At 45.1% G+C, this 20,097-nt stretch carries 18 protein-coding genes and 1 other annotated feature; of the genes, 2 read left to right on the forward strand and 16 right to left on the reverse strand.

Annotation, left to right across the window (positions count from 1 at the left end; all coding sequences use genetic code 11):
• Nucleotides 1-6: 6 nt before the first annotated feature.
• The 9 genes from minD to AC58UU_RS15535 form a co-directional block, all read right to left on the reverse strand.
• A complete protein-coding gene (minD, locus tag AC58UU_RS15495; RefSeq protein ID WP_307553234.1) occupies nucleotides 7-801 on the reverse strand; it encodes a septum site-determining protein MinD in 795 nt (264 codons plus the stop codon).
• Between the two features lie 40 nt (nucleotides 802-841).
• Nucleotides 842-1,501, reverse strand: a complete 660-nt coding sequence (minC, locus tag AC58UU_RS15500) for a septum site-determining protein MinC (protein ID WP_497316997.1) — start codon at nucleotides 1,499-1,501, stop codon at nucleotides 842-844.
• Between the two features lie 72 nt (nucleotides 1,502-1,573).
• Nucleotides 1,574-2,101, reverse strand: coding sequence for a rod shape-determining protein MreD (gene mreD, locus AC58UU_RS15505; RefSeq protein ID WP_497316999.1), 528 nt, complete (start codon nucleotides 2,099-2,101; stop codon nucleotides 1,574-1,576).
• A 13-nt stretch (nucleotides 2,102-2,114) separates the two neighbouring features.
• A complete protein-coding gene (gene mreC, locus AC58UU_RS15510) occupies nucleotides 2,115-2,975 on the reverse strand; it encodes a rod shape-determining protein MreC (protein WP_497317000.1) in 861 nt (286 codons plus the stop codon).
• A 21-nt stretch (nucleotides 2,976-2,996) separates the two neighbouring features.
• Complete coding sequence (locus AC58UU_RS15515; protein ID WP_497317002.1) at nucleotides 2,997-4,031, reverse strand: rod shape-determining protein; 1,035 nt, start codon at nucleotides 4,029-4,031, stop codon at nucleotides 2,997-2,999.
• A gap of 36 nt (nucleotides 4,032-4,067) precedes the next feature.
• Nucleotides 4,068-4,757 carry a RadC family protein gene (gene radC, locus AC58UU_RS15520; protein ID WP_047675978.1) on the reverse strand — a complete coding sequence of 230 codons (690 nt, stop codon included), beginning with the start codon at nucleotides 4,755-4,757 and terminating at the stop codon, nucleotides 4,068-4,070.
• Between the two features lie 111 nt (nucleotides 4,758-4,868).
• The gene (locus tag AC58UU_RS15525; protein ID WP_057306156.1) at nucleotides 4,869-5,318 is read right to left on the reverse strand and encodes an RrF2 family transcriptional regulator; all 450 of its coding nucleotides are present in this window, start codon (nucleotides 5,316-5,318) and stop codon (nucleotides 4,869-4,871) included.
• Nucleotides 5,319-5,439: 121 nt separating this feature from the next.
• Entirely contained in the window at nucleotides 5,440-6,042 is a 603-nt protein-coding gene (locus AC58UU_RS15530; protein WP_497317005.1) for a Maf family protein, read from the reverse strand.
• Nucleotides 6,043-6,099: 57 nt separating this feature from the next.
• Nucleotides 6,100-6,342, reverse strand: coding sequence for a DUF4321 domain-containing protein (locus AC58UU_RS15535; RefSeq protein ID WP_047675969.1), 243 nt, complete (start codon nucleotides 6,340-6,342; stop codon nucleotides 6,100-6,102).
• A gap of 146 nt (nucleotides 6,343-6,488) precedes the next feature.
• Here AC58UU_RS15535 and AC58UU_RS15540 point away from each other — a divergent pair, with 146 nt between their 5' ends.
• Entirely contained in the window at nucleotides 6,489-7,733 is a 1,245-nt protein-coding gene (locus AC58UU_RS15540) for an N-acetylmuramoyl-L-alanine amidase (RefSeq protein WP_497317007.1), read from the forward strand.
• 49 nt (nucleotides 7,734-7,782) lie between these two features.
• On the opposite strand, the gene AC58UU_RS15545 is transcribed toward AC58UU_RS15540, so the two are convergent.
• From AC58UU_RS15545 to AC58UU_RS15575, 7 genes are all read right to left on the reverse strand, one after another.
• A complete protein-coding gene (locus AC58UU_RS15545) occupies nucleotides 7,783-9,132 on the reverse strand; it encodes an SPOR domain-containing protein (RefSeq protein WP_497317009.1) in 1,350 nt (449 codons plus the stop codon).
• A gap of 160 nt (nucleotides 9,133-9,292) precedes the next feature.
• Nucleotides 9,293-10,681 carry a UDP-N-acetylmuramate--L-alanine ligase gene (murC, locus tag AC58UU_RS15550; RefSeq protein ID WP_497317344.1) on the reverse strand — a complete coding sequence of 463 codons (1,389 nt, stop codon included), beginning with the start codon at nucleotides 10,679-10,681 and terminating at the stop codon, nucleotides 9,293-9,295.
• A gap of 7 nt (nucleotides 10,682-10,688) precedes the next feature.
• Complete coding sequence (locus AC58UU_RS15555; RefSeq protein WP_497317011.1) at nucleotides 10,689-12,065, reverse strand: bifunctional folylpolyglutamate synthase/dihydrofolate synthase; 1,377 nt, start codon at nucleotides 12,063-12,065, stop codon at nucleotides 10,689-10,691.
• Nucleotides 12,066-12,135: 70 nt separating this feature from the next.
• Nucleotides 12,136-14,805: a valine--tRNA ligase gene (locus AC58UU_RS15560; protein ID WP_497317013.1), complete on the reverse strand. Its 2,670-nt coding sequence runs from the start codon at nucleotides 14,803-14,805 to the stop codon at nucleotides 12,136-12,138.
• Between the two features lie 99 nt (nucleotides 14,806-14,904).
• Nucleotides 14,905-15,157 (reverse strand) — a binding site (T-box leader).
• A 131-nt stretch (nucleotides 15,158-15,288) separates the two neighbouring features.
• Complete coding sequence (locus tag AC58UU_RS15565) at nucleotides 15,289-16,116, reverse strand: matrixin family metalloprotease (protein WP_497317015.1); 828 nt, start codon at nucleotides 16,114-16,116, stop codon at nucleotides 15,289-15,291.
• A gap of 163 nt (nucleotides 16,117-16,279) precedes the next feature.
• Complete coding sequence (locus AC58UU_RS15570) at nucleotides 16,280-17,299, reverse strand: LysM peptidoglycan-binding domain-containing protein (RefSeq protein ID WP_497317017.1); 1,020 nt, start codon at nucleotides 17,297-17,299, stop codon at nucleotides 16,280-16,282.
• Between the two features lie 117 nt (nucleotides 17,300-17,416).
• Entirely contained in the window at nucleotides 17,417-18,304 is an 888-nt protein-coding gene (locus tag AC58UU_RS15575) for an RluA family pseudouridine synthase (RefSeq protein ID WP_497317019.1), read from the reverse strand.
• Nucleotides 18,305-18,587: 283 nt separating this feature from the next.
• Between AC58UU_RS15575 and AC58UU_RS15580 the strand changes: the two genes are divergently transcribed.
• On the forward strand, nucleotides 18,588-20,078 hold the full coding sequence (locus AC58UU_RS15580) for a phosphodiester glycosidase family protein (RefSeq protein WP_497317021.1): 1,491 nt from the start codon (nucleotides 18,588-18,590) through the stop codon (nucleotides 20,076-20,078).
• Nucleotides 20,079-20,097: the final 19 nt, after the last annotated feature.

Consider the following 20,097-nt stretch of genomic DNA (forward strand, 5'->3'; position numbering starts at 1 on the left):
AGACGATCAACCTATTCCGATAAACTTTTTCATACGTTTGACCCAGCCACTTTTGTCCTCCAACTGCATGAGAGGTACCGTGTCTCCTAATATGCGACGAGCGATATTACGGTAAGCAATAGCAGCGCGCGACGACGGATTCATGACAGTGGGTTCCCCTAAGTTGGCAGCTTTGATCACATGCTCGTCATCTGGAACTATCCCTAACAAATCTATGGCGAGAACCGAGCATATTTCATCAATATCCAGCATCTCGCCTTTTTTCATCATCAATGGACGAATGCGGTTAATGACTAACTTAGGTGAGGAAATTTTCTCATTTTCCAGCAAACCGATAATGCGGTCAGCATCACGTACAGCCGCATTTTCCGGTGTGGTAACAACGATCGCTTTGTCTGCTCCGGCTACGGCATTCTTGAAGCCTTGTTCGATGCCAGCTGGACAGTCGATAATGACAAATTCAAAATCTTTTTTGAGCTCCAGTATAATATCCCTTACTTGCTCTGGCGATACGGAATGCTTATCCTTCGTTTGAGCAGCTGGCAAAAGATAAAGCTCATCAAAGCGTTTATCCTTAATTAAGGCTTGCGGCAAACGGCAACGGCCTTCAGCAACATCCACAAGATCGTAAATAATACGGTTTTCCAGACCCATGACCACATCCAAATTGCGCAGTCCAATGTCGGTATCTACCATGCAAACTTTTTTCCCTAAAAGCGCTAGTGCCGTTCCAAGATTCGCAGATGTCGTAGTTTTACCAACGCCACCTTTTCCTGAAGTGACGACGATTGCCTCTCCCATATTTTCTCACCCCACACGCTATTTTCATAAATACAAACGATTATTTCACATTCGGCTCCGGCCAAATACGATGAAGCTGGTGCAGCTTGTCTATTTCCATTTTACCTTCTTTGACATAAGCAAATTCCATGAAAGCCTCATCGATTCCCCATTCATCTGGTGGACGGCTGATGATTCCGGCAATCCTAAGTTGCGTGGGGCGCATATGAGAGGCAGCAATAATCGCTTTCTCATCACCATCCACACCCGCATGAGCCATGCCGCGAAGAGACCCCATTATATAAATGTTCCCTGTAGATGTAATCGTTCCGCCAGGATTAACATCACCTAAATATAATAAATCACCCTCGTTGTGTAGGGTTTGTCCCGATCGAATCATTCCTTTGAGCGTTGTCATAGAAACCACAGTCTCTTCTGCAGCTTCTTCTCTAGGCGACTCACTTTCGATCGATTGGATAAGCAGGTTGCCTTTTTGCCTGATGACGGACCTAATTTCTTCCTTCTGTTCTTCGGTCGCTTCTCTGCTGCCTAATTTAACGTGCACATGAATAATCGGTCCAGTCAATATTTGCTGATGCGTTTTCTCAAGCTTGTGCTGCAGCTCTTGCAGCAAGATCTGCCATTCGCATGCGTCGTTTAGCAAAAAAACAAGGCCATCCTTGACCCCTTTTATCATCACATGGTGCTTTGTTACAGACATAATTGCGCTACGACCTCCCAACCTATACATTTCGGTTCATGTCCTGGATTCTCCTGCCTAGAGCCTGGAAAATTAATCTTCGTTTCCGGACGGCACAATCCGCTTTCCTTCAAGCAGCTTGCGGATGGGAACGTAGCAAATCAAGGCGACTAGCAGATTAAATAGAACACTTGGAAGCATGTAATGGGTGAGAGCAAACTTCAAATCAATATCAATGAGCTTGAACAACCGATTGATACCAAAATTAATAAACTCAAACAAGAGCAAACCAACGCCTGTTATGAGTAAGTTATAAAAAATCAAATTAGGCTGCCTTCGCTGCGCCAGTCCGGCCAAATAGCCAGTAAGCCCCATACCGAAGGAATATACACCTAGCATCGATCCATAATAGTTAAAGTCATGCAATAGTCCGAACAAAAGTCCATAAATTAAAGCGGTATGACGATGATGAAAAAGTCCGATAAACAAAATGAATACAAGTGTTAAATGGGGTGTAACATTAACATTAGATTGCCATGATGAAGGGATCAGCCAAACTAGCAAGGTTCCTTGCAGGATAAACAAACCGAGTAAAATGAGCCACAATAGATGTCGAATCACTTAACGGCTCACCTCATTTCACTTCCGGGACTTCGACAACAAACACTTCACGAATATGGTTGAACGAAGCTTTGGGCTTCACCATAACCTTGTATGTAATGCCGAATTCCCCTGGACCGATGGAAGAGATTGTCCCTACCTCAATGCCTTTAGGAAATACTTGCCCCATGCCTGATGTGATGATTGTATCCCCGATTTTCATATCGTCAGCATGTTCGACCTTGTTCATCACAAGTTCACCGGTGTTAGCGTAAGACTCAATCATCCCAAAGGGTTGACTCTCATTTCCCTTAACTGTAACCGCAATCGCCTTAGAATTATTATCGGTATCATTGATTTCATTGAGTAGTTGAACATTAGAGTGGAAACCAAACACCTTGCTCACCCTGCCGACCAACCCATCTACGGTCATGACGGCCATATTCTCCTTGATTCCATCTTTATCGCCTAGATTAATCGTGACCGTTTTGTTGTATGGGTCTGGATCAATCGTTACGACTTCAGCAATGCGATACGTATACACATTAGCCTGACGCTGTCTTTCTGTGAAGCCAAGGGCCTCCATTAATCGCTTGTTTTGTGATTCTAGCTCATTCAAACGCTGTGTATCTCGTGCATACTGCGTAAGAGTCAGTTTCAACGTCTTATTTTCCTCGTAGATAACTCTTAGCTGACGGATGTCTTCAAAGAAACCCGCTACCTGCGCAGCGGGCTTATAGAAGAGTCCTTGCGTCCATGATACCGAGTCTTTAACAAATTTCTCCGGCCACGTCATGGGTGCCCGGTTCCCGAGTGTCAGTCCCATCAATATAAAGAAGCAGACTAGACCGAACATCAGAAAAATTAACCTCTTGTTGCCCATAAATTTAAACAAATTAGCACCTTCTAACGAATATTAACGCTTATATCTCGAACTGGATCCTGATCTGTTCTTGAACAAATGGATATTTTCCAAAGCGCGACCTGTTCCAATCGCCACACAATCTAGCGGATTCTCAGCGACGAGTACTGGCATTCCGGTTTCTCTGGCAAGCAAGCGGTCAAGATTACGCAGTAAGCCGCCGCCACCCGTGAGCACAATTCCCCGATCCATAATATCCGCTGATAATTCAGGCGGACACTTCTCAAGAGTAACCTTCACAGCTTCAACGATCGCATTCACCGTGTCCGTCAACGATTCCGTAATTTCATTGGAAGTAACGCTTAACGTTTTCGGTAATCCAGAAACAAGATCACGTCCTCGTATTTCGAGCGACTCAGGCTTGTCCATAGGAAGTGCCGACCCGATTTCCAACTTAAGCGTCTCGGATGTACGTTCACCGATCATCAAGTTATACGTACGTTTAATGTATTGAGTGATGGCTTCGTCCATTTCATCGCCTGCAATTCGGATGGAACGGCTCGTTACAATCCCTCCTAGAGAAATGACAGCAACCTCCGTTGTTCCCCCTCCAATGTCGACAACCATGCTTCCAGTTGGTTCCCAGACGGGAAGATCGGCACCGATCGCTGCTGCGAAAGGTTCTTCAATCGTGTAAGCTTCGCGCGCTCCAGCCTGCTTCGTTGCATCTTCAACAGCACGCTTTTCAACAGCTGTTATGCCTGAAGGCACACAAACCATAACATTGGGGTGACGCGGGAACAACCAACGCTGCTTCTGTGCTTGTCTTAAGAAGTAGCGAATCATCGTCGCGGTCGTCTCAAAATCAGCAATAACCCCATCCTTCATCGGACGAATTGCACGAATATTGCCTGGTGTACGACCGATCATTTTTTTAGCGGCGTCTCCGACAGCCTCGATTGTTTTTGTATCAGTACGTAGAGCAACCACGGACGGCTCCCTAACGACAATTCCTCTGCCTTTTACATAAACCAGTGTATTCGCTGTACCTAAATCAATTCCTAAATCTTTCGTAAAACCACCGAACATGGCAGTTGCTCCTTTCCTATTGCGATATCTATTATATTACATAAACCCTTGTTCCTTCAAACTTATGAATCTCTGATCACCAATGATAACATGATCAAGCACTTCAATACCAATTATAGTTCCTGCCTCCATAAGACGATGTGTGAGCTGAATATCCTCCGGACTTGGAGTTGGATCACCGCTAGGGTGATTGTGTACACAGATGATCGAAGCACTGCTGCGTTTGATTGCCGCGCGAAACACTTCACGAGGATGAACAATGGACGCGTTCAGGCTGCCCATCGATAATGTTTCCTGCGCAAGCAAATGGTTCTTTGTATTGAGAAATAAGCAAACGAAATGTTCTTTCTGCAAATAGCGAAGATCTTCACTCACTAAATCTGCGATATCCTTGGGAGAACGAATCGTAACTCGTTCCGCAAATGTACTCTTAGCCAGTCTGCGTCCGAGCTCAATCCCGGCTTGAATTTGCAAAGCCTTCGCATCACCGATTCCCTTGATTTGGGTAAGCTGATCTTTGCTCATGTCAACAAGGCTGCGCAGTCCGCCGCTTTCACTTAATATGCGACCTGCTAGACGCAGCGCTGACTCCGATACAGTCCCTGTTCGAAGTAAAATGGCCAGCAGTTCTGCATGACTTAATGCACCTGCTCCGTATTGGAGCATTCGCTCCCTAGGTCTTTCCTCCTGCGGTACTTCTCGTAACATCAAACTTGTGACTTCCATGAATTCCCCTCTTTCATTATGTAGGTTGTGTTACTTAAACGCATCCCATTCATACGGATAAGTACTCATAAAAACAAAATAAAGCCCGCGGATTTGTAGATCCGAGGGCTTCTAGGACAATTGCTCTTTATTCGATTGTGGACATTCGAACGCTCTGATTTGTTCCAGCATACTGCCGATGGTATGTCCATCAAAGTATATTTCCATCTGCTTCTCTGCGTCAATGAAAACCTTCCCCATCAATAGATCCATTTTGGATGAAATGACGCAGGTCTTATTTTCATCACCAGAGCACCAGCTCGGTTTCAAGGAACCTTGACAAGTTAATCGGTAAATTTCGCCGAGTGTCACCTCGTTCGGGTTGCAGCTAAGTATGAATCCGCCACCAATTCCTTCTTTGGTCGAAACGTAACCTGCTTTTCGTAGAAAGCCCATAACTTTACGTATACGAGCAGAATGGGTAGATACATTCACAGCAATTTCTTCGCTGGTTGCCATATGATCCGGTAAATGAGCCAGAAATACGAGACTGTGGACGGCTATTGTAAATTCGCTGTTCATGGCAAATACCTCCCTGAAGAATGCGAAGTCATGTCGCTTACTGTCATTGTAACCGTTACAGATTACACAGTCAATGTATGAGTCCTATTTTGGACATATATTCCAGCTTGGATTCTGATGATTATAGAACTTGAATTTCAAAGCTTAGCAGTAGGTCACTGAGCAGAGAAAGCGGCAATCCAACAACGGTAAAGTAATCACCTTCAATAGATTCAACGATCGTTGCCCCGATCCCTTGAATTGCATAAGAACCAGCTTTATCCTTAGGTTCTCCTGTGGCGATATAACGTAGAATTTGTGCGTCAGACATGATCTTCATCTTCACATGTGTCACACGATGAGAGACTACCTGCTTACCTGTAGCCGCGTCCACACAAGCAACTCCACTGTAAACCTGGTGCGTACTGCCTTGCAGTGCTTTAAGCATCCGGAAAGAATCCTGCTCATCCATTGGTTTACCTAAAACTTCATCTTGATAGACAACAACAGTGTCAGAACCGATGATGATTCCTTCTTTTTCATTGGCTTCAAGCATTTCTAAGACAGTTGAGGCTTTACGCAAAGAGAGCACTTCTACGAGCTTAGCAGGCGATATTTTTTCTTCGACGGTCTCATCTGCGTCACTCACTCGAATGATATAGGGTAAACCAAGCGATTGAATAAGTTCCTGCCTCCGCGGCGAAGACGAAGCAAGAATAAGTCTTTGTTTAGGGGAATTACTCAAAAGAAACAACTCCTAGCTGATTGTAATATTTAATATGGCTTTCCAAATACAATCCAGTTACACCTTACGATACAGGAGGTACGCCCCCACTAATCCAAGAATACTGCACAGGTTTAGTTTCACCAAAAGATGGAACTCATATTTCACGACTTGTAAATCGGCTTTGGGCTCCCATGAAATTTGCGCCGATTTGGTCAAAAATGCGAGAGCAGGCACTGCAGCCAGCAGCTGGCCTATGATAATCCCGGTAATCAAACCGACGATTAAAAATACGATCAATGTGAAAGTACCTTTTTTCATTCCTGTCATCCTCTCTTTATGTACAAGCCCTATTATACGGGTTGACTCTTCTTTTTTCCAAGTAAAAATATGATAGGATGGTGATTCTTACCAGCTTACAACGTAAGCCGATCCAAGTAAGATAGTTAGCGGAGGTATTTCAACTTATGACTCTACTTAAAAGACTTATCCTTTTATCCTTATTACTTACATTTGCATTTCCTTATCAAGCATTCGCTTACAAAGTTGTCCTCGATGCCGGACATGGTGGAAGTGATCCTGGAGCAACAGGTGTAAACGGTCTTCGTGAAAAAGATGTCAATTGGGACATCACCCAGAAGGTACGGGACGAGCTAGTCGCAAAAGGTTACGAAGTTGTCTTAACAAGAACAGATGACTCCTATTGGTCACTCGCACAGCGCGTCGAATTTACAAATACTCTACAAGCGGATTTATTCGTATCTATCCATGCCAATGCGCATCCGGACGGCAAAACGAAAGGAACCATGGTTCTCTACTACGACAATGATTATCCACAAGAGGATTATCCAGCAAGTGAAGCAATGAAACAATTAACGCCGTACAGCAAAGACCTCGCGCAGCGTGTTTTGGATTCACTAGTCGCTGCTGCCGGCACCAAAAACCTAGGTCTCGTTCCAAGTGCTGTTTATGTAGCCAGAATGGGAACCATTCCGAGTATTCTCGTAGAAACCGCTTTTCTCAGCCAAACAAGTGACGCAGCTTTGCTTGCAAGCGATTCGGTCAGGTCTAAAATGGCTGCGGGCATTACAAATGGTATTGCCGCTTATACGCCCCCCCTTTTTACAGATTCACTTGGTCATTGGGCCAGAGAAGCGATTATTCGGATGAAAAATAAAGGGATCATTGAAGGTATTGCTAATCGGTATGAACCGGAACGTGCTTTAACAAGAGCAGAATTTCTCACTTTAATGGACCGGGTATTTACGTTCAGCAAGTTGAAGGCCGTCTGTGAGCCGAGCAATACTGTGACATCCATCGTTTACGGCTGCCAAGCTACCGCTGAGCAAAGTTACAAAGACCTGCCCTCTTCTCATTGGGCAAGCCCTGTATTTGCCAAGGCCAAAAACTTAAACCTCCTGCAGGGCTACTCTGATGGAACGATTCGACCTAATCAATCGATTACGAGAGGTGAAGTCGCTTTTCTCTTCGATCGTCTTTTACAAATGTCGTCTTCCACAACGAATAACATGCCTGCTGCAGCATCATCCGCATCATTCAACGATGTACCTGAGACATTATGGAGTGCTAAGGCCATTTATGTGCTAAGAAATAAGGGCATTATTGATGGTATAACGGATACCGCGTTTAAACCTAGTCAAACCATTACCCGTGCAGAGATTGCTGCCATGCTCAATCGCTATTACAAATAAAAAGCAGTGTGTCCAAACTCCTTAGAGTTTTGGGCACACTGCTTTTTCATTAGGATACGCTTATTTTCTTAAGCAGCTCTCTCTGAGCAATAATGTACTGCATCATGGACGATTGAGCTTGCCATAGCATAGCCGCGGAAGGACTCTTCTTGTACTCTTCCATCGATTGAACCGCACTGTTGATCGATGTGGTCATTTTTTGCACGAATGGCTTCGTGTCATCACCTAACCCCTCGCCCAGCGAGGCCGACAATGTCGTAAGCAGTTGATGGGAAGAACGAATCGATTGCAGCGACGTTTCAGCAAGCGGGGTTGGCTTCGTCTCGGCCAAATGAACAAGCGCTAATCCATTTATCGTATTCACTAGTTTATCACCTTCGGCAATGAAGGTTGGAACCGACTCCGGTCTCGAGCCGCTCCAACGAATGCCTGTGGCCGCTGGAATATCCACATTTTTCATATAAACCTCAATGGTTTTATCTGTTGTTTGCAGTTGTTCTCTTAATGCGAGAGCGTCATCTCGGTTTTTGGCAAATCCGACGAATACGGTCAGCTTATCTGTCGTGTCAAGCGCAGTGGCTAACCCTTTCTTCTTCAGAGTATCTTGGATAACTTGAGCTGACTGTAAGGTACTAAACACACCATTTTGAAGGAATGTATACGATTTCGCAGGAATTTGAACCGCTGTGACAGCCGATGCAGCAGCCGGAATAGCAGCCGCTTGATCTGTAGTCGTTTTAGTTGCTCCAGTTGGTGCTTTCGATGGGGCTGCTGCTTGTACATTGGGCGAAGGAACTGTTATCGTATTTTTAATCGATGCCGTATCTTTGGTATCACGGTCGCTTGAAAACATGGAGAGAACAAAGAAACCAAACGCAATACCTGTTACCACTGCTCCTGCCACTGATGTTGCAATTCGAATCCAAGGTGTACTCGTTGATTTCGCGTATCTGGCACCTGTTCCCGGTTCCTTATATGGTTCCTTAGACGTCCAGGACGACCACTCATCGCGATGTCTGTCAGAAGTAGGCTCATCTCTCTCTGTTGACGGATTTCTAACAGCTGGATTCTCACGGGCTGCCTGTGACTCACGAATGATGCGTTCCACTCGCTCACCTTCCGTTTCAATCTGACTATTCCAGCTTCCAAAGTCCGTCGTGAATGTATTTAAAGCATGAGGTTCAAATAAATGTTCGACTTGCTCCCTCTCCGCTTGATGATAAGGAGTAACCTCATCCGACGTATGACGGTCAATCGTAGAATCTATAACCTTAAATTCTTCCTGATAGAGTGGTATCACTTTCTCCTCTTGATCGGGTACTCGCGATGCTCTACGGGTTGATTCCGACTTTTCTTGTGGATCGAAACGGTAGGTGATTCTTGCTTTATTCTTGTTCATCTCTCAATCACTCCTCGTAAAATTTATTTGGAAACGGGCATAGCGCCGCGTCGTCTTGTCCAAATCTTCTGTTACTAGATTATGATTGAGAGAACCCCATTATGTTTCTTTCAGCAAAAAAAGACCGCCTCCAGCCATTTGGCTTGCAGCGATCTTTCTTCTAACTAGTCGGTTCGTACTTCTTACGCAGCGATTTCGCTAAACCGTCAGCTGCTTTCCAGATGTCGCCCGCTCCCATGGTTAACACCAAGTCACCAGGCTGCACATGCTGAATCAAATAAGTGAGTACCTCATCTCGAGTTGCAATATGCTGAACATTCGGGTTGCTGTTACTACGGATCAAATCAACCAGTTTGGCTGAATCTATTCCCTCAATTCGCTGCTCGCCGGCAGGTGAGTAAATATCAGTGATAATAACCTCATCAGCTTCATCGAATGAGCGGCTGAACTGTTCAAATAAATAATAGGTTCGCGTATAACGTTGCGGTTGGAATACAGCTATGATGCGTTTGCCTGTTGCTTTTGCTGCGGAAATGGTTGCTTGAATCTCTGTAGGATGATGCGCGTAGTCATCTATGACCAACATGTTCGCAACTTCTCCCAGCACTTGGAACCTACGCTTTGCACCGCGGAATTCCTGAATAGCTTCTGCAATTTTCTCGAAAGCAAGCCCTGCTTCCAAACAGGTGATAAGCGTCGCTAGTGCATTATATACGTTGTGTTTACCTGGTACGGACAAGCTAACCTGTCCGAGTGACGCCCCTTTGAACTGTACATTAAACGTAACCTTACGGTCGCCTAATGTAATATCGGTTGCGACATAATCAGCCTCAGTATCTATGCCATACGTAATAACTTCGCTTTGAATATGCGGAATCATTTCACGTAAGAACGCATCATCATGACAAACAATAGCTCTCCCTCCTGGTCTAACTTGACTGAGGAATTGCTTGTAAGCTTTCTTCAAATTCTCGAAATCACCATTGTAATTCTCCAAGTGATCCGCTTCGATATTGTTCACAAGTGCGAGGGTTGGGTGATATTGAAGGAAGGTTCCATCACTCTCGTCCGCTTCTGCCACGACGAATTCGCCCTTGCCAGCTTTGGCATTACTGCCAACATTCATGATCTCGCCGCCGATGATATAGGTCGGATCTATTCCACAAATCTCCATGACTAAAGCAATCATTGATGATGTTGTTGTTTTGCCGTGGGCTCCAGCTACGGCGATGCCTTTGCGTTCATTCATGAGCCGAGCAAGCATTTGTGAGCGATGAATAATCGGAATGTTCAATTGTTCCGCAGCTTGCATTTCTACATTGTCTTTGGCCAAAGCGGTTGAATACACAACCAAATCAGCCCCCGACACATTCCTAGCTTCATGTCCGATGAAAACTTGAGCACCCTTCGCTTTCAGCTTTTCTGTAAGCTCTTGCTGTGCCAGATCGGAACCAGATATCCGGTATCCCATTTCCAGCATGACTTTGGCAATGGCACTCATGCCGTATCCGCCGATGCCTATAAAATGTACGTGTTCTGCTTGACTCACGCCGTTCTCACCATCCTTTTTCAGAATCGGTTTGATAGGTAATCCAAGAACGAACATCAGAGATTAAATACAGCGTGCCGGATACGACCGCCAGATCATCCTGCTCAGTTCTACTTGTTAGTGTTTCTAAGGCTCGCTTCCAATCCCGCTCGATAATGATATCTACTTCACGGTTCATCTCTCGCAGAAGTTCTCTTGCAATCTCAGCGAGCATAGAAGCGTCGCCTTTTTTATGAAAATCGGGTTCCGTAATAATAAGAGTATCCACCAATGGTAGTATATGCCTTAAGTAGCCTGTATGATTCTTCGTCGAGAGCATTCCTACCATCATATGAAGCTTATGATAAGTATATACACTTTGAAGCGCGGCGGCCAGCGTTGCGGCCCCTTCTGGGTTGTGAGCGCCATCTAGTAATATACGAGGCTCGCTCGAAACCATCTCAAGCCTGCCCGGCCAACGTGTCTCCTTGAGTCCCTTGAACAGATCTTCATCATCTACGATGCAGGCATAATATTGACGAAGAACTTCAAGCGTCATTACGGCCACAGCTGCGTTCTTCAATTGGTGCTCTCCGTTTAACGTAATCGGCACACCATTAATATTTCGAAACGGCCCGCTAAAATCAAATGTTTGGCTATCTAGCTCACTTGTTACATTCGTGAAATTGAATTGTCCACCAAGTGAGTAGAGTGTTGCTTTTTTGGACTTGGCTGTTTGATCGATCACACTCCAAACCTCATGAGGCTCAACAGCGGTAATGATAGGTACACCTGCTTTAATAATACCCGCTTTGTCTGCTGCTACTAATTCGAGTGTATCCCCCAAGATTTCCATATGGTCATGGCCTACATTTGTGATAATGGTTACGACGGGATTCACAATATTCGTGCTATCCAGCCTTCCCCCGAGACCTGTTTCCCATACTACGTAATCGGGATATGCCACTTTGCCAAAATGCATAATCGCAAGCGCAGTCGAAATTTCAAACATTGTCGGAGGTCCGATCTCAGTCTCTGCAATCTCGTCAACGATTGGCTTCATTTCATTCACCAGTCTGAGCAGCACGTCGTCCGGAATATCGGCTCCGTTCACTTGAATACGATTCGTATACTTCTCCAAATAAGGAGAGGTGAATGTACCCACGTCATATCCGCAAGCCTGCAACACAGACGATAGATAGGCACATGTAGAGCCTTTACCATTCGTTCCAGCCACATGAATGAACTTCAGTCTACGTTCGGGGTGACCTAGTTTCTCCATTAACATCTGCATTCGTTGAAGTCCCGGTTTCATACCGAGCTTCTCCATTCGGCCGACAATCCAGGCAATGGCTTCTTGCGCGGTCTGGAATTCAGCCGAAGGGGTGTCTTTGATTTTATCCATCGATCTCATCCTCATTTACTATATGAATCAGCTTGTTTTCGTAACTAGGCATTCGTTTGATTTACCACAATTATCCCTTTAACTCCGCCAATCGAGCGATCACTTTGTCTCGCTTATCGGCATAATCAGCAAGCTTTGCCTTTTCTTCCTCGATAACCTTGGCTGGCGCCTTGGCAACAAAGCCCTCATTACCCAGTTTCTTCTCGATACGCTCTACTTCACCGTGCAAAGATTGTAATTCTTTATCCAAGCGCGTGAGCTCTTGCGCAATGTCGATAAGACCAGCCAGCGGCAAGTAAAGCTCAGCTCCTGTAATGATAGCCGTCATAGCTTTCTCCGGAGCTGCCATCTCTGCGTCGATTTGGAGCAGGGATGTGTTACAGAAACGCTTCAGGTATTCTTCATTGCTGCGGAGAATACTCAGCGTTTCGCTGCTAGCCGGCTTTACAAGAAGTTCAACTTTCTTACTCATTGGCACATTCACTTCGGAACGAATATTACGAACGGAACGAATAACGTCCATCAAGAGTTCCATCTCACGAACAGCGTCAGGCGATTCGAAAGACTCATTCTCTACTGGCCAAGATGCGAGCGTAATGGTCTCACCCACATGCGGCAGATGCTGCCAAATCTCTTCCGAAATGAACGGCATGAACGGATGAATCAAACGTTGTGTATGATCAAGAACGTAAGCAAGAACGGACTGCGTTTTACTCTTAGCAGCTGCATCTGCCCCATATAAGCTTAATTTACTAAACTCAATGTACCAATCACAGAGATCATCCCAGATGAAATTATACAGCAAGCGGCCAGTTTCGCCGAATTCATAACTGTCTATTAGACGCGTCACGTCACGAACGGTTTCATTCAGGCGGTGCAGAATCCAGCGGTCTGCCGTACCCAGTTGACCCGTTAGATCAATATCTGCTGCGTTTACACCTTCGAGATTCATTAAAGCAAAGCGAGATGCATTCCAGATCTTATTCGCAAAATTGCGCGCCTGCTCTACACGTTCCCAACGGAAACGTAGATCTTGCCCTGGTGTGCTGCTCGTCGAAATCATATAGCGCATAGCATCAGCGCCGTATTTCTCGATTACTTCAAGCGGATCGACTCCATTACCAAGGGATTTTGACATTTTGCGGCCTTCGGAATCCCGTACAAGACCATGCATCAATACATCTTTAAACGGAATTTGCTGCGTAAATTCCAGCCCCGTAAAGATCATGCGAGATACCCAGAAATAAATGATATCATAGCCCGTTACAAGCACATTCGTCGGGTAGAAACGCTTCAAATCCTCTGTTTCATTAGGCCAGCCCAATGTTGAAAAAGGCCACAATGCCGAGCTGAACCATGTATCTAGTACGTCATTGTCTTGATTCAAATTCGTGCTTTGGCAATGAGAACAAGCCGTAGCGTCCTCACGTGTTACCGTGATTTGGCCACAATCTGCACAGTGCCATGCTGGAATCCTATGTCCCCACCACAATTGACGAGAAATACACCAGTCACGAACATTTTCAATCCAGTTCAAGTACGTTTTCTCGAAGCGATCCGGTACGAAATTAACGCCATTACCTGATTTTTGCGTATCAATCGCTTTCTCAGCAAGCGGCTGCATTTTCACGAACCATTGTGTTGACAAATAAGGCTCGATAACCGCACCACTGCGTTCACTGTGACCCACTTGATGGACATGCTCTTCAATTTTAATAAGAACACCTTGCTCCTTCAAATCCGCCACGATTTGCTTGCGGCAATCAAAGCGATCTTGCCCTTGATACGGCCCCGCATTCGCGTTCATCGTACCAGTTTCATCCATAACAAGAATTTGCGGCAGGTCATGACGCTTCCCGACTTCGAAATCGTTCGGGTCATGCGCAGGTGTAATTTTAACAGCGCCACTTCCGAACTCTTTTTCAACATACTCATCCGCAATGATTGGAATCTCGCGATTCACGATCGGGAGAAGCAGCATTTTGCCGATGAGATGCTGATAGCGCTCATCCTTCGGATGAACAGCAACCGCTGTATCGCCAAGCATCGTCTCAGGACGTGTTGTGGCAACAACGATTGAACCTGTTCCATCTGTCGTTTTGTATTCTAAGTGATAGAGGGCACCTTGCACCTCTTTGTATTCTACTTCAATGTCAGATAGCGCTGTACGAGCCGCTGGATCCCAGTTAATAATATAATTCCCGCGATAGATGAGTCCTTTCTCATAAAGACTTACGAATACTTCACGAACCGCTTGTGATAAGCCCTCATCCAAGGTGAATCGCTCACGCGAATAGTCCAGCGAGAATCCCATTTTGGCCCATTGCTCACGAATTGTATTCGCATATAGCTCCTTCCACTCCCACACCTTCTCCAAGAACTTCTCGCGTCCAAGATCATAGCGTGATTGTCCTTGCTCCCGGAGCTTTTGCTCTACCCTAGTTTGGGTAGCAATACCCGCGTGGTCAGATCCAGGCAGCCAAAGTGCATCATAACCCTGCATCCGTTTGGTACGAATTAAAATATCCTGTAGTGTAAAATCAAGCGCATGCCCGATATGCAGCATTCCCGTAACGTTCGGAGGTGGAATCACAATGGTGTAGGTTTCTGCATCAGGACGAGTGCCCGCTTTGAAAAATTCATTTTTAATCCAGTAATCATACCACTTGCGCTCAGCTTCTTTAGGATCGTACGTAGTAGGCATTTGCAATTGTTCTTTGGTCTCATTAGCTTCGGTCATAGGATTACCTCCATTACTATTATCTCTGTTAAACAGGCTTATAAGGCCTGTAAGTCATCTCACATTGGCGTCCATTCAAACAAAAAAAGCCCTCCGCCCGCAAAGGACGAAAGGCTTGCTTCCGTGGTACCACCTTCATTCCGCGCAGCTTCAAAAGAAGCGCGTGGCTCTCAAACAGATAACGGCTGCGGCCGGCGAATGCTAATGCTGCTCACCGCATAAACGGGCGCATACAATCACACTCACAACTCCAGGGCGACTTCGTTCGGTTGCTTCCTATGGAACCTTTCAGCGCTACCAGTTCCACTCTCTGAAGGGCTTACCGCCTACTACTCCCTATCAACGTTTCCAATATTACTCAAAATGGTTTACATCATATGATATCGAACATTTGAAATAGAGTCAATATATCATTCCAGTATTACCGTTTATGCATAAATTATGCTTGATTCTGAAAGTTGTTACGGGAGAGGGTAAGCTACATCAAGCTAACGGGTAACGGCCCTTCTTAATTACTTTTTTACCTTTCGGTATGATAAGCGATGGACTAGGTTTTCTATAGAGTGGTGCTTTACCACTCTGACCAGTTGGAAGAAGAGATCTTCTCGCTCTGGTTGGGCAAAGTTGGATTCGGGTACTCCTTCTAGCAATTATGCATTGACTGTCTGTTAGCTGAAGGGATGAAGGGAATAAAATTGGATTCATTAAATTGTTTGGATCGTTCACATGCCCCAAACCTAACACATGTCCTATTTCATGAGCAAGAGTTTGCACCGGTGCACCATTCGTAACAACAACGGCTACACCAGTAGGTGTTATAAACGGTGCACACCCTACAGCACCACCAATTAACGGTCCTTTTACATAATAAATAGCAATGTCACGCGGGAAACTGCCTGGTCGAAATGCTAACCATGCTTTAAAATACGGATGAAGATTGTCATAAGTAACACCACAAGGGAAAACCCCCGGATTAACTATGGGTCCATTCAGGCGATTAAAAACCGGTAATCCGAGAGAACTCCGAAAACGAAATGCGAAATTAATTCCACAACGGCGATAGAGATTAATCAGCGTTCTCCAATGTGTATTAAACACTTCTTGGGTTAACAATGACCCTGGCGCAACATAAACAGATAAAACCAAACAAGGAACAGTTTGTGTAGGTCTAACTTTTTTCTGAATTCCTTTTTTGGCAACTGCGCTTTGTTTCGGACTGCGTACACCACAGCGACAGTTGCTGATCTGTACACCCTGTTTCAACGAACGACTAATTTTTGCATGACGCAACTTGGCAAATTTGTCTATCATTTCGTTTTATCTCACCCTTCTCTAGCAGGATGAGATAACATATTCATAGTTACCAAGCAGTGCATGTACAACAGCCTTTGGGTAAAAAAAAGGGCCTCCTCGTATGAATAAGAGCCCCCAGCCGCTATAAGCAGCCAAAGGCTCTTGCCTATGTATCTGTTATTTATCTAGGCAGATAAATAACCTGCCCAACTGAAATTTCTTGATCACTCATACGATTCAAGAGTTGAAGCTCACGCGGGTTGAGCTGATATCGTTTGGCAATCGATTCCAACGTGTCTTCTTTTTGAACAATGCAAAGTTTTAGTTTCCTAAACTCTTGCGATCCTGTGTTGCTTTGAAGAAAGAGCCGCTTCCACTCCACAGCATCTATTCGCGTCTCTTCCGCAAGCGCAGCTTGCGCTTCTGCTTCTGCATTCCTCTTATCGGTAAGATACGAGCCTGCCTTAGAAAGAAGCGATTTAATACCGTACGGGTTGATGTCCACAGCCTCATTCGCCTTTTTGCCGAAGGCGACTTTGAGTTCTTTCTTGTCTTCCGAAACCACCGTGCTTTCTTGATGGGGTGTCACCTTTATTTCGGTTTGTTCAATCTCCACTACAACTAAACCATCGTCAGAACCAACCTCATCTTGAACGGGAGCCACATATGGAGGAGATGCAATAGACGCTGCATTCACGGGCTCTGGAATGGATGATGGTGCCGGGGGTTCCTGCAAAGGCTCCGGTTGATACGGCATAGGTGGCTCGGACCGTGGGAAGTTAACCTCATGAACGAAAGTAACTTCCTCTTCTTCCCGCCAGCTCTCCAGCGGAGCCGAAACAATTTCGACGCCTTGCAGGGAAAGCACACCTGTAACGTTCAGACTCCGCGCTGATAAAAGATCAATATCAAAATTTTCAATCTCGACCTGAATATCTTCCACACGATGAATGCGATTTAAAGGTAATGTGATTTCGACTGGAATCAGATGCTCTAGTGATCTGGGTGTATCCCTTTCTTCACTGAAATAATTGCCCGTGAGCAGCAAGTTTCCTTTCAGGATTGCCTGATCATCCAAAGTAATTACCTGAATATGAGGAAGCAATTCTACATCATTTAATTCTTGTATCCCCGCCAAATCTTCTTGCAAATGAACTCGTTCATAGATATCGAATCTTAAACCTGGTTGTTGTTCAGACACCGAATTAATCCTCCCTTCCATCAAATCCAGATGCTGGACAGCATACGGATTGTTTGGCCATTTACTTGTTTGTCTCTAAAAGTATATGGGTGGGAAGGGCTAGGCATGACTACATTTTTACATGGCTGAAACTTCTTCTAGTAAAAGCTTGAAATCTTGCGGCAGAGGAGCTTGCACGATGACCTGCTTTTGAGTAACAGGATGATCGAACAAAAGCTTCTCTCCGTGCAGGGCTTGTCGATGAAACAAACGCGATGAACCCCCATAAAGGGAATCCCCTACTAATGGGTGGCCTAAGTGACTGAGATGAACCCTAATTTGATGGGTTCTCCCTGTTTCTAACGTAAGTTCCACGAAAGCCGCTTTCTTCACTTGCTGTAAAACCCTATAATGTGTTACCGCTTGATCACCGCCAGGTGAAACTCTTCGCTTGCCTGAGATATAGCGATCTTTCCCAATAGGTTCATCTATCGATCCTTGTTTCAGTCGGAATACGCCTTCAGCTAGAGCTACATAGCGTCTATCAATTCGTTTATCACGCATTGCCTCATCAAGAAGCACATGCGCCCACTCATTTTTGGCATAAAGTACTGCTCCGGTCGTATCTTGATCTAAACGATGTATATGCCGAATCCCACAAGCCTGGCCAGTCGATTCAAAATAGAAGGCTACTGCAGAAGCCAACGTACCGCTTTGCCCTACCTCTGCTGGATGAACAGACATGCCTGCCGGTTTATTAACGACAAGGCAAAAGTCATCCTCATACAAAATATCAAGATCATAAGGCTCAGGTCTGAAAGCAGCCTTCTCTTCTGGAAACGCATGAAGTCGAATTGTGTCATCCTGAATCCGAATAAGGCCTTGAGAGGCTAGTCGAAGAAAGTACTTTCTAGGAACTGGCAGTATAGTTGCTAATTCTTCAATAGCCCCTGGTTTAAGAGGCTTCCATAACGGATTTGGAACGGGGAGCTCCAACCATTCACCTCTGCGCTTCCACTCTGTCATTTAAGTGTTTCCTTTACGAAAAGATAAATAGATTACGAGCAAAATAACTAGAAACACAAAAACAACGGCCATTAGATCTATTGGAAAATCAAAAAAGTAGTATCGTTTCATAGATTTGATTACTCCTTAAGAAATTAGGGATTATGTACACTTTATTTTAACAATTACCAATAACAATTGCATGCAAAAATATGATAATATAAGTCTTGTATTGTTTTTTTTCGACATTACTTATCAAAATATCTAATACCAAATAGAATAATAGAGCAGGAGAGGAACAACCGTGGGTAGTTCAATATTAGAGCATTTTCGGAGTTATAGTTGGCTGAAACGCACTTTTCTCGTTATAGCTGTTTGTACTTTTCTGAGTTCAAGCTTCTTATTTCTAACCCCACCTGGGGCATATATCCGCGAGTATTTGGCTAAAACGGTTATTACGACGCAGCATCGTGACTGGGCTTGGATTTTCGTTGGTGCTGAGCGAAGAGATCAGATGGTTCTCGAAATGCAAAATTTGACCGAAATCAACTCTGTTGAAAAACAAGATTTGCGGGCGGTTCAATTCAATAAAAATCGTTCTACGGAAAGTCTTGTGAAAGTCGAAGATATTTCTGGTCAGTTTTGGAAGGGCAAGAAAATGTATGTTTATGACCCACGAACGATTCGTGTCGTTGTCCCCGCAAAGCAAGGTGAAGGGGAAAGAATTACCTCCATGGTAGAGCGTACTGGCGCTGTCGCCGGCGTAAATGGCGGAGGTTTCAACGATCCAGACGGACTTGGAAACGGATTTGCGCCAATTGGTGCTATTATGTCCGGCGGAGAAATTCTTTATACAGACCAAGAAGGCAGCGTTCCTCAACACATCGTTGGATTCACAAAAGAAGGCACGCTCATTATCGGCAAGTATACGATTGACGAGCTGCTTAAGCTTGGTGTCACTGACGCCGTATCCTTCTATCCGCGTGTTATTGCTAACGGAAAACCGCTCATTACTAGCGGAGACGGAGGCTGGGGACGCGCACCTCGTACAGCTGTGGGACAAAAAGCCGACGGAACGGTTATCTTCATCGTGATCGACGGCCGACAAACGCACAGTGTAGGCGCGACCCTCAAAGAAGTACAGGATATGTTTCTCGCTGATGGCGTCATTAATGCTGGCTTCTTAGATGGCGGAGCTTCCTCTGAGATGGTATACAACGATGAGCTGATTACGAAGCCCTCAAGTCGTTATGGGGAGCGTCGCTTACCTTCTGCTTTCCTAGTTTTTGATCATCCTGACCAAGTAAAGGTGAAGAATGTTTGGGAAGGACTTAAAACAATCGATCCAGGTGGTGCTTATGACCACCCTGAATTCTTGAAAGAACAAGCGAATAAAAAAGCGAACCCACCTAAAGCAACAGCTACACCGAAATCAACAACGTCAACCAAGCCTGAATCCAGCAGTGAAACAGGTAAGAATGGCACATCTAATCCTCCTTCAGGATCAGATAATGGTACTGTCAAACCAAGTCCGACAACGAAGCCTGAAACTTCACCTACACCTTCTACGAAGCCAAGTCCTTCTCCGAGTACAGGCTCTGGAACAGGAACAGGCACAGAAACAGGAACAGGCAATGGCAATACCGGCACAGGAAGCTCCTCACCAGGAGCTTCCACATCATCAAAGCCGAGCCCGACGCCTACACCGAGTACAAGCCCTAACCAAGGACAAACAAACACTGGGAATAGTGCTCTGCCATCTCCAACTGTTGCTCCAACCATAAAAACAAACTAAATCTTTTACATAAGTAAAA

Source organism: Paenibacillus sp. JT22N1 (assembly GCF_059692155.1).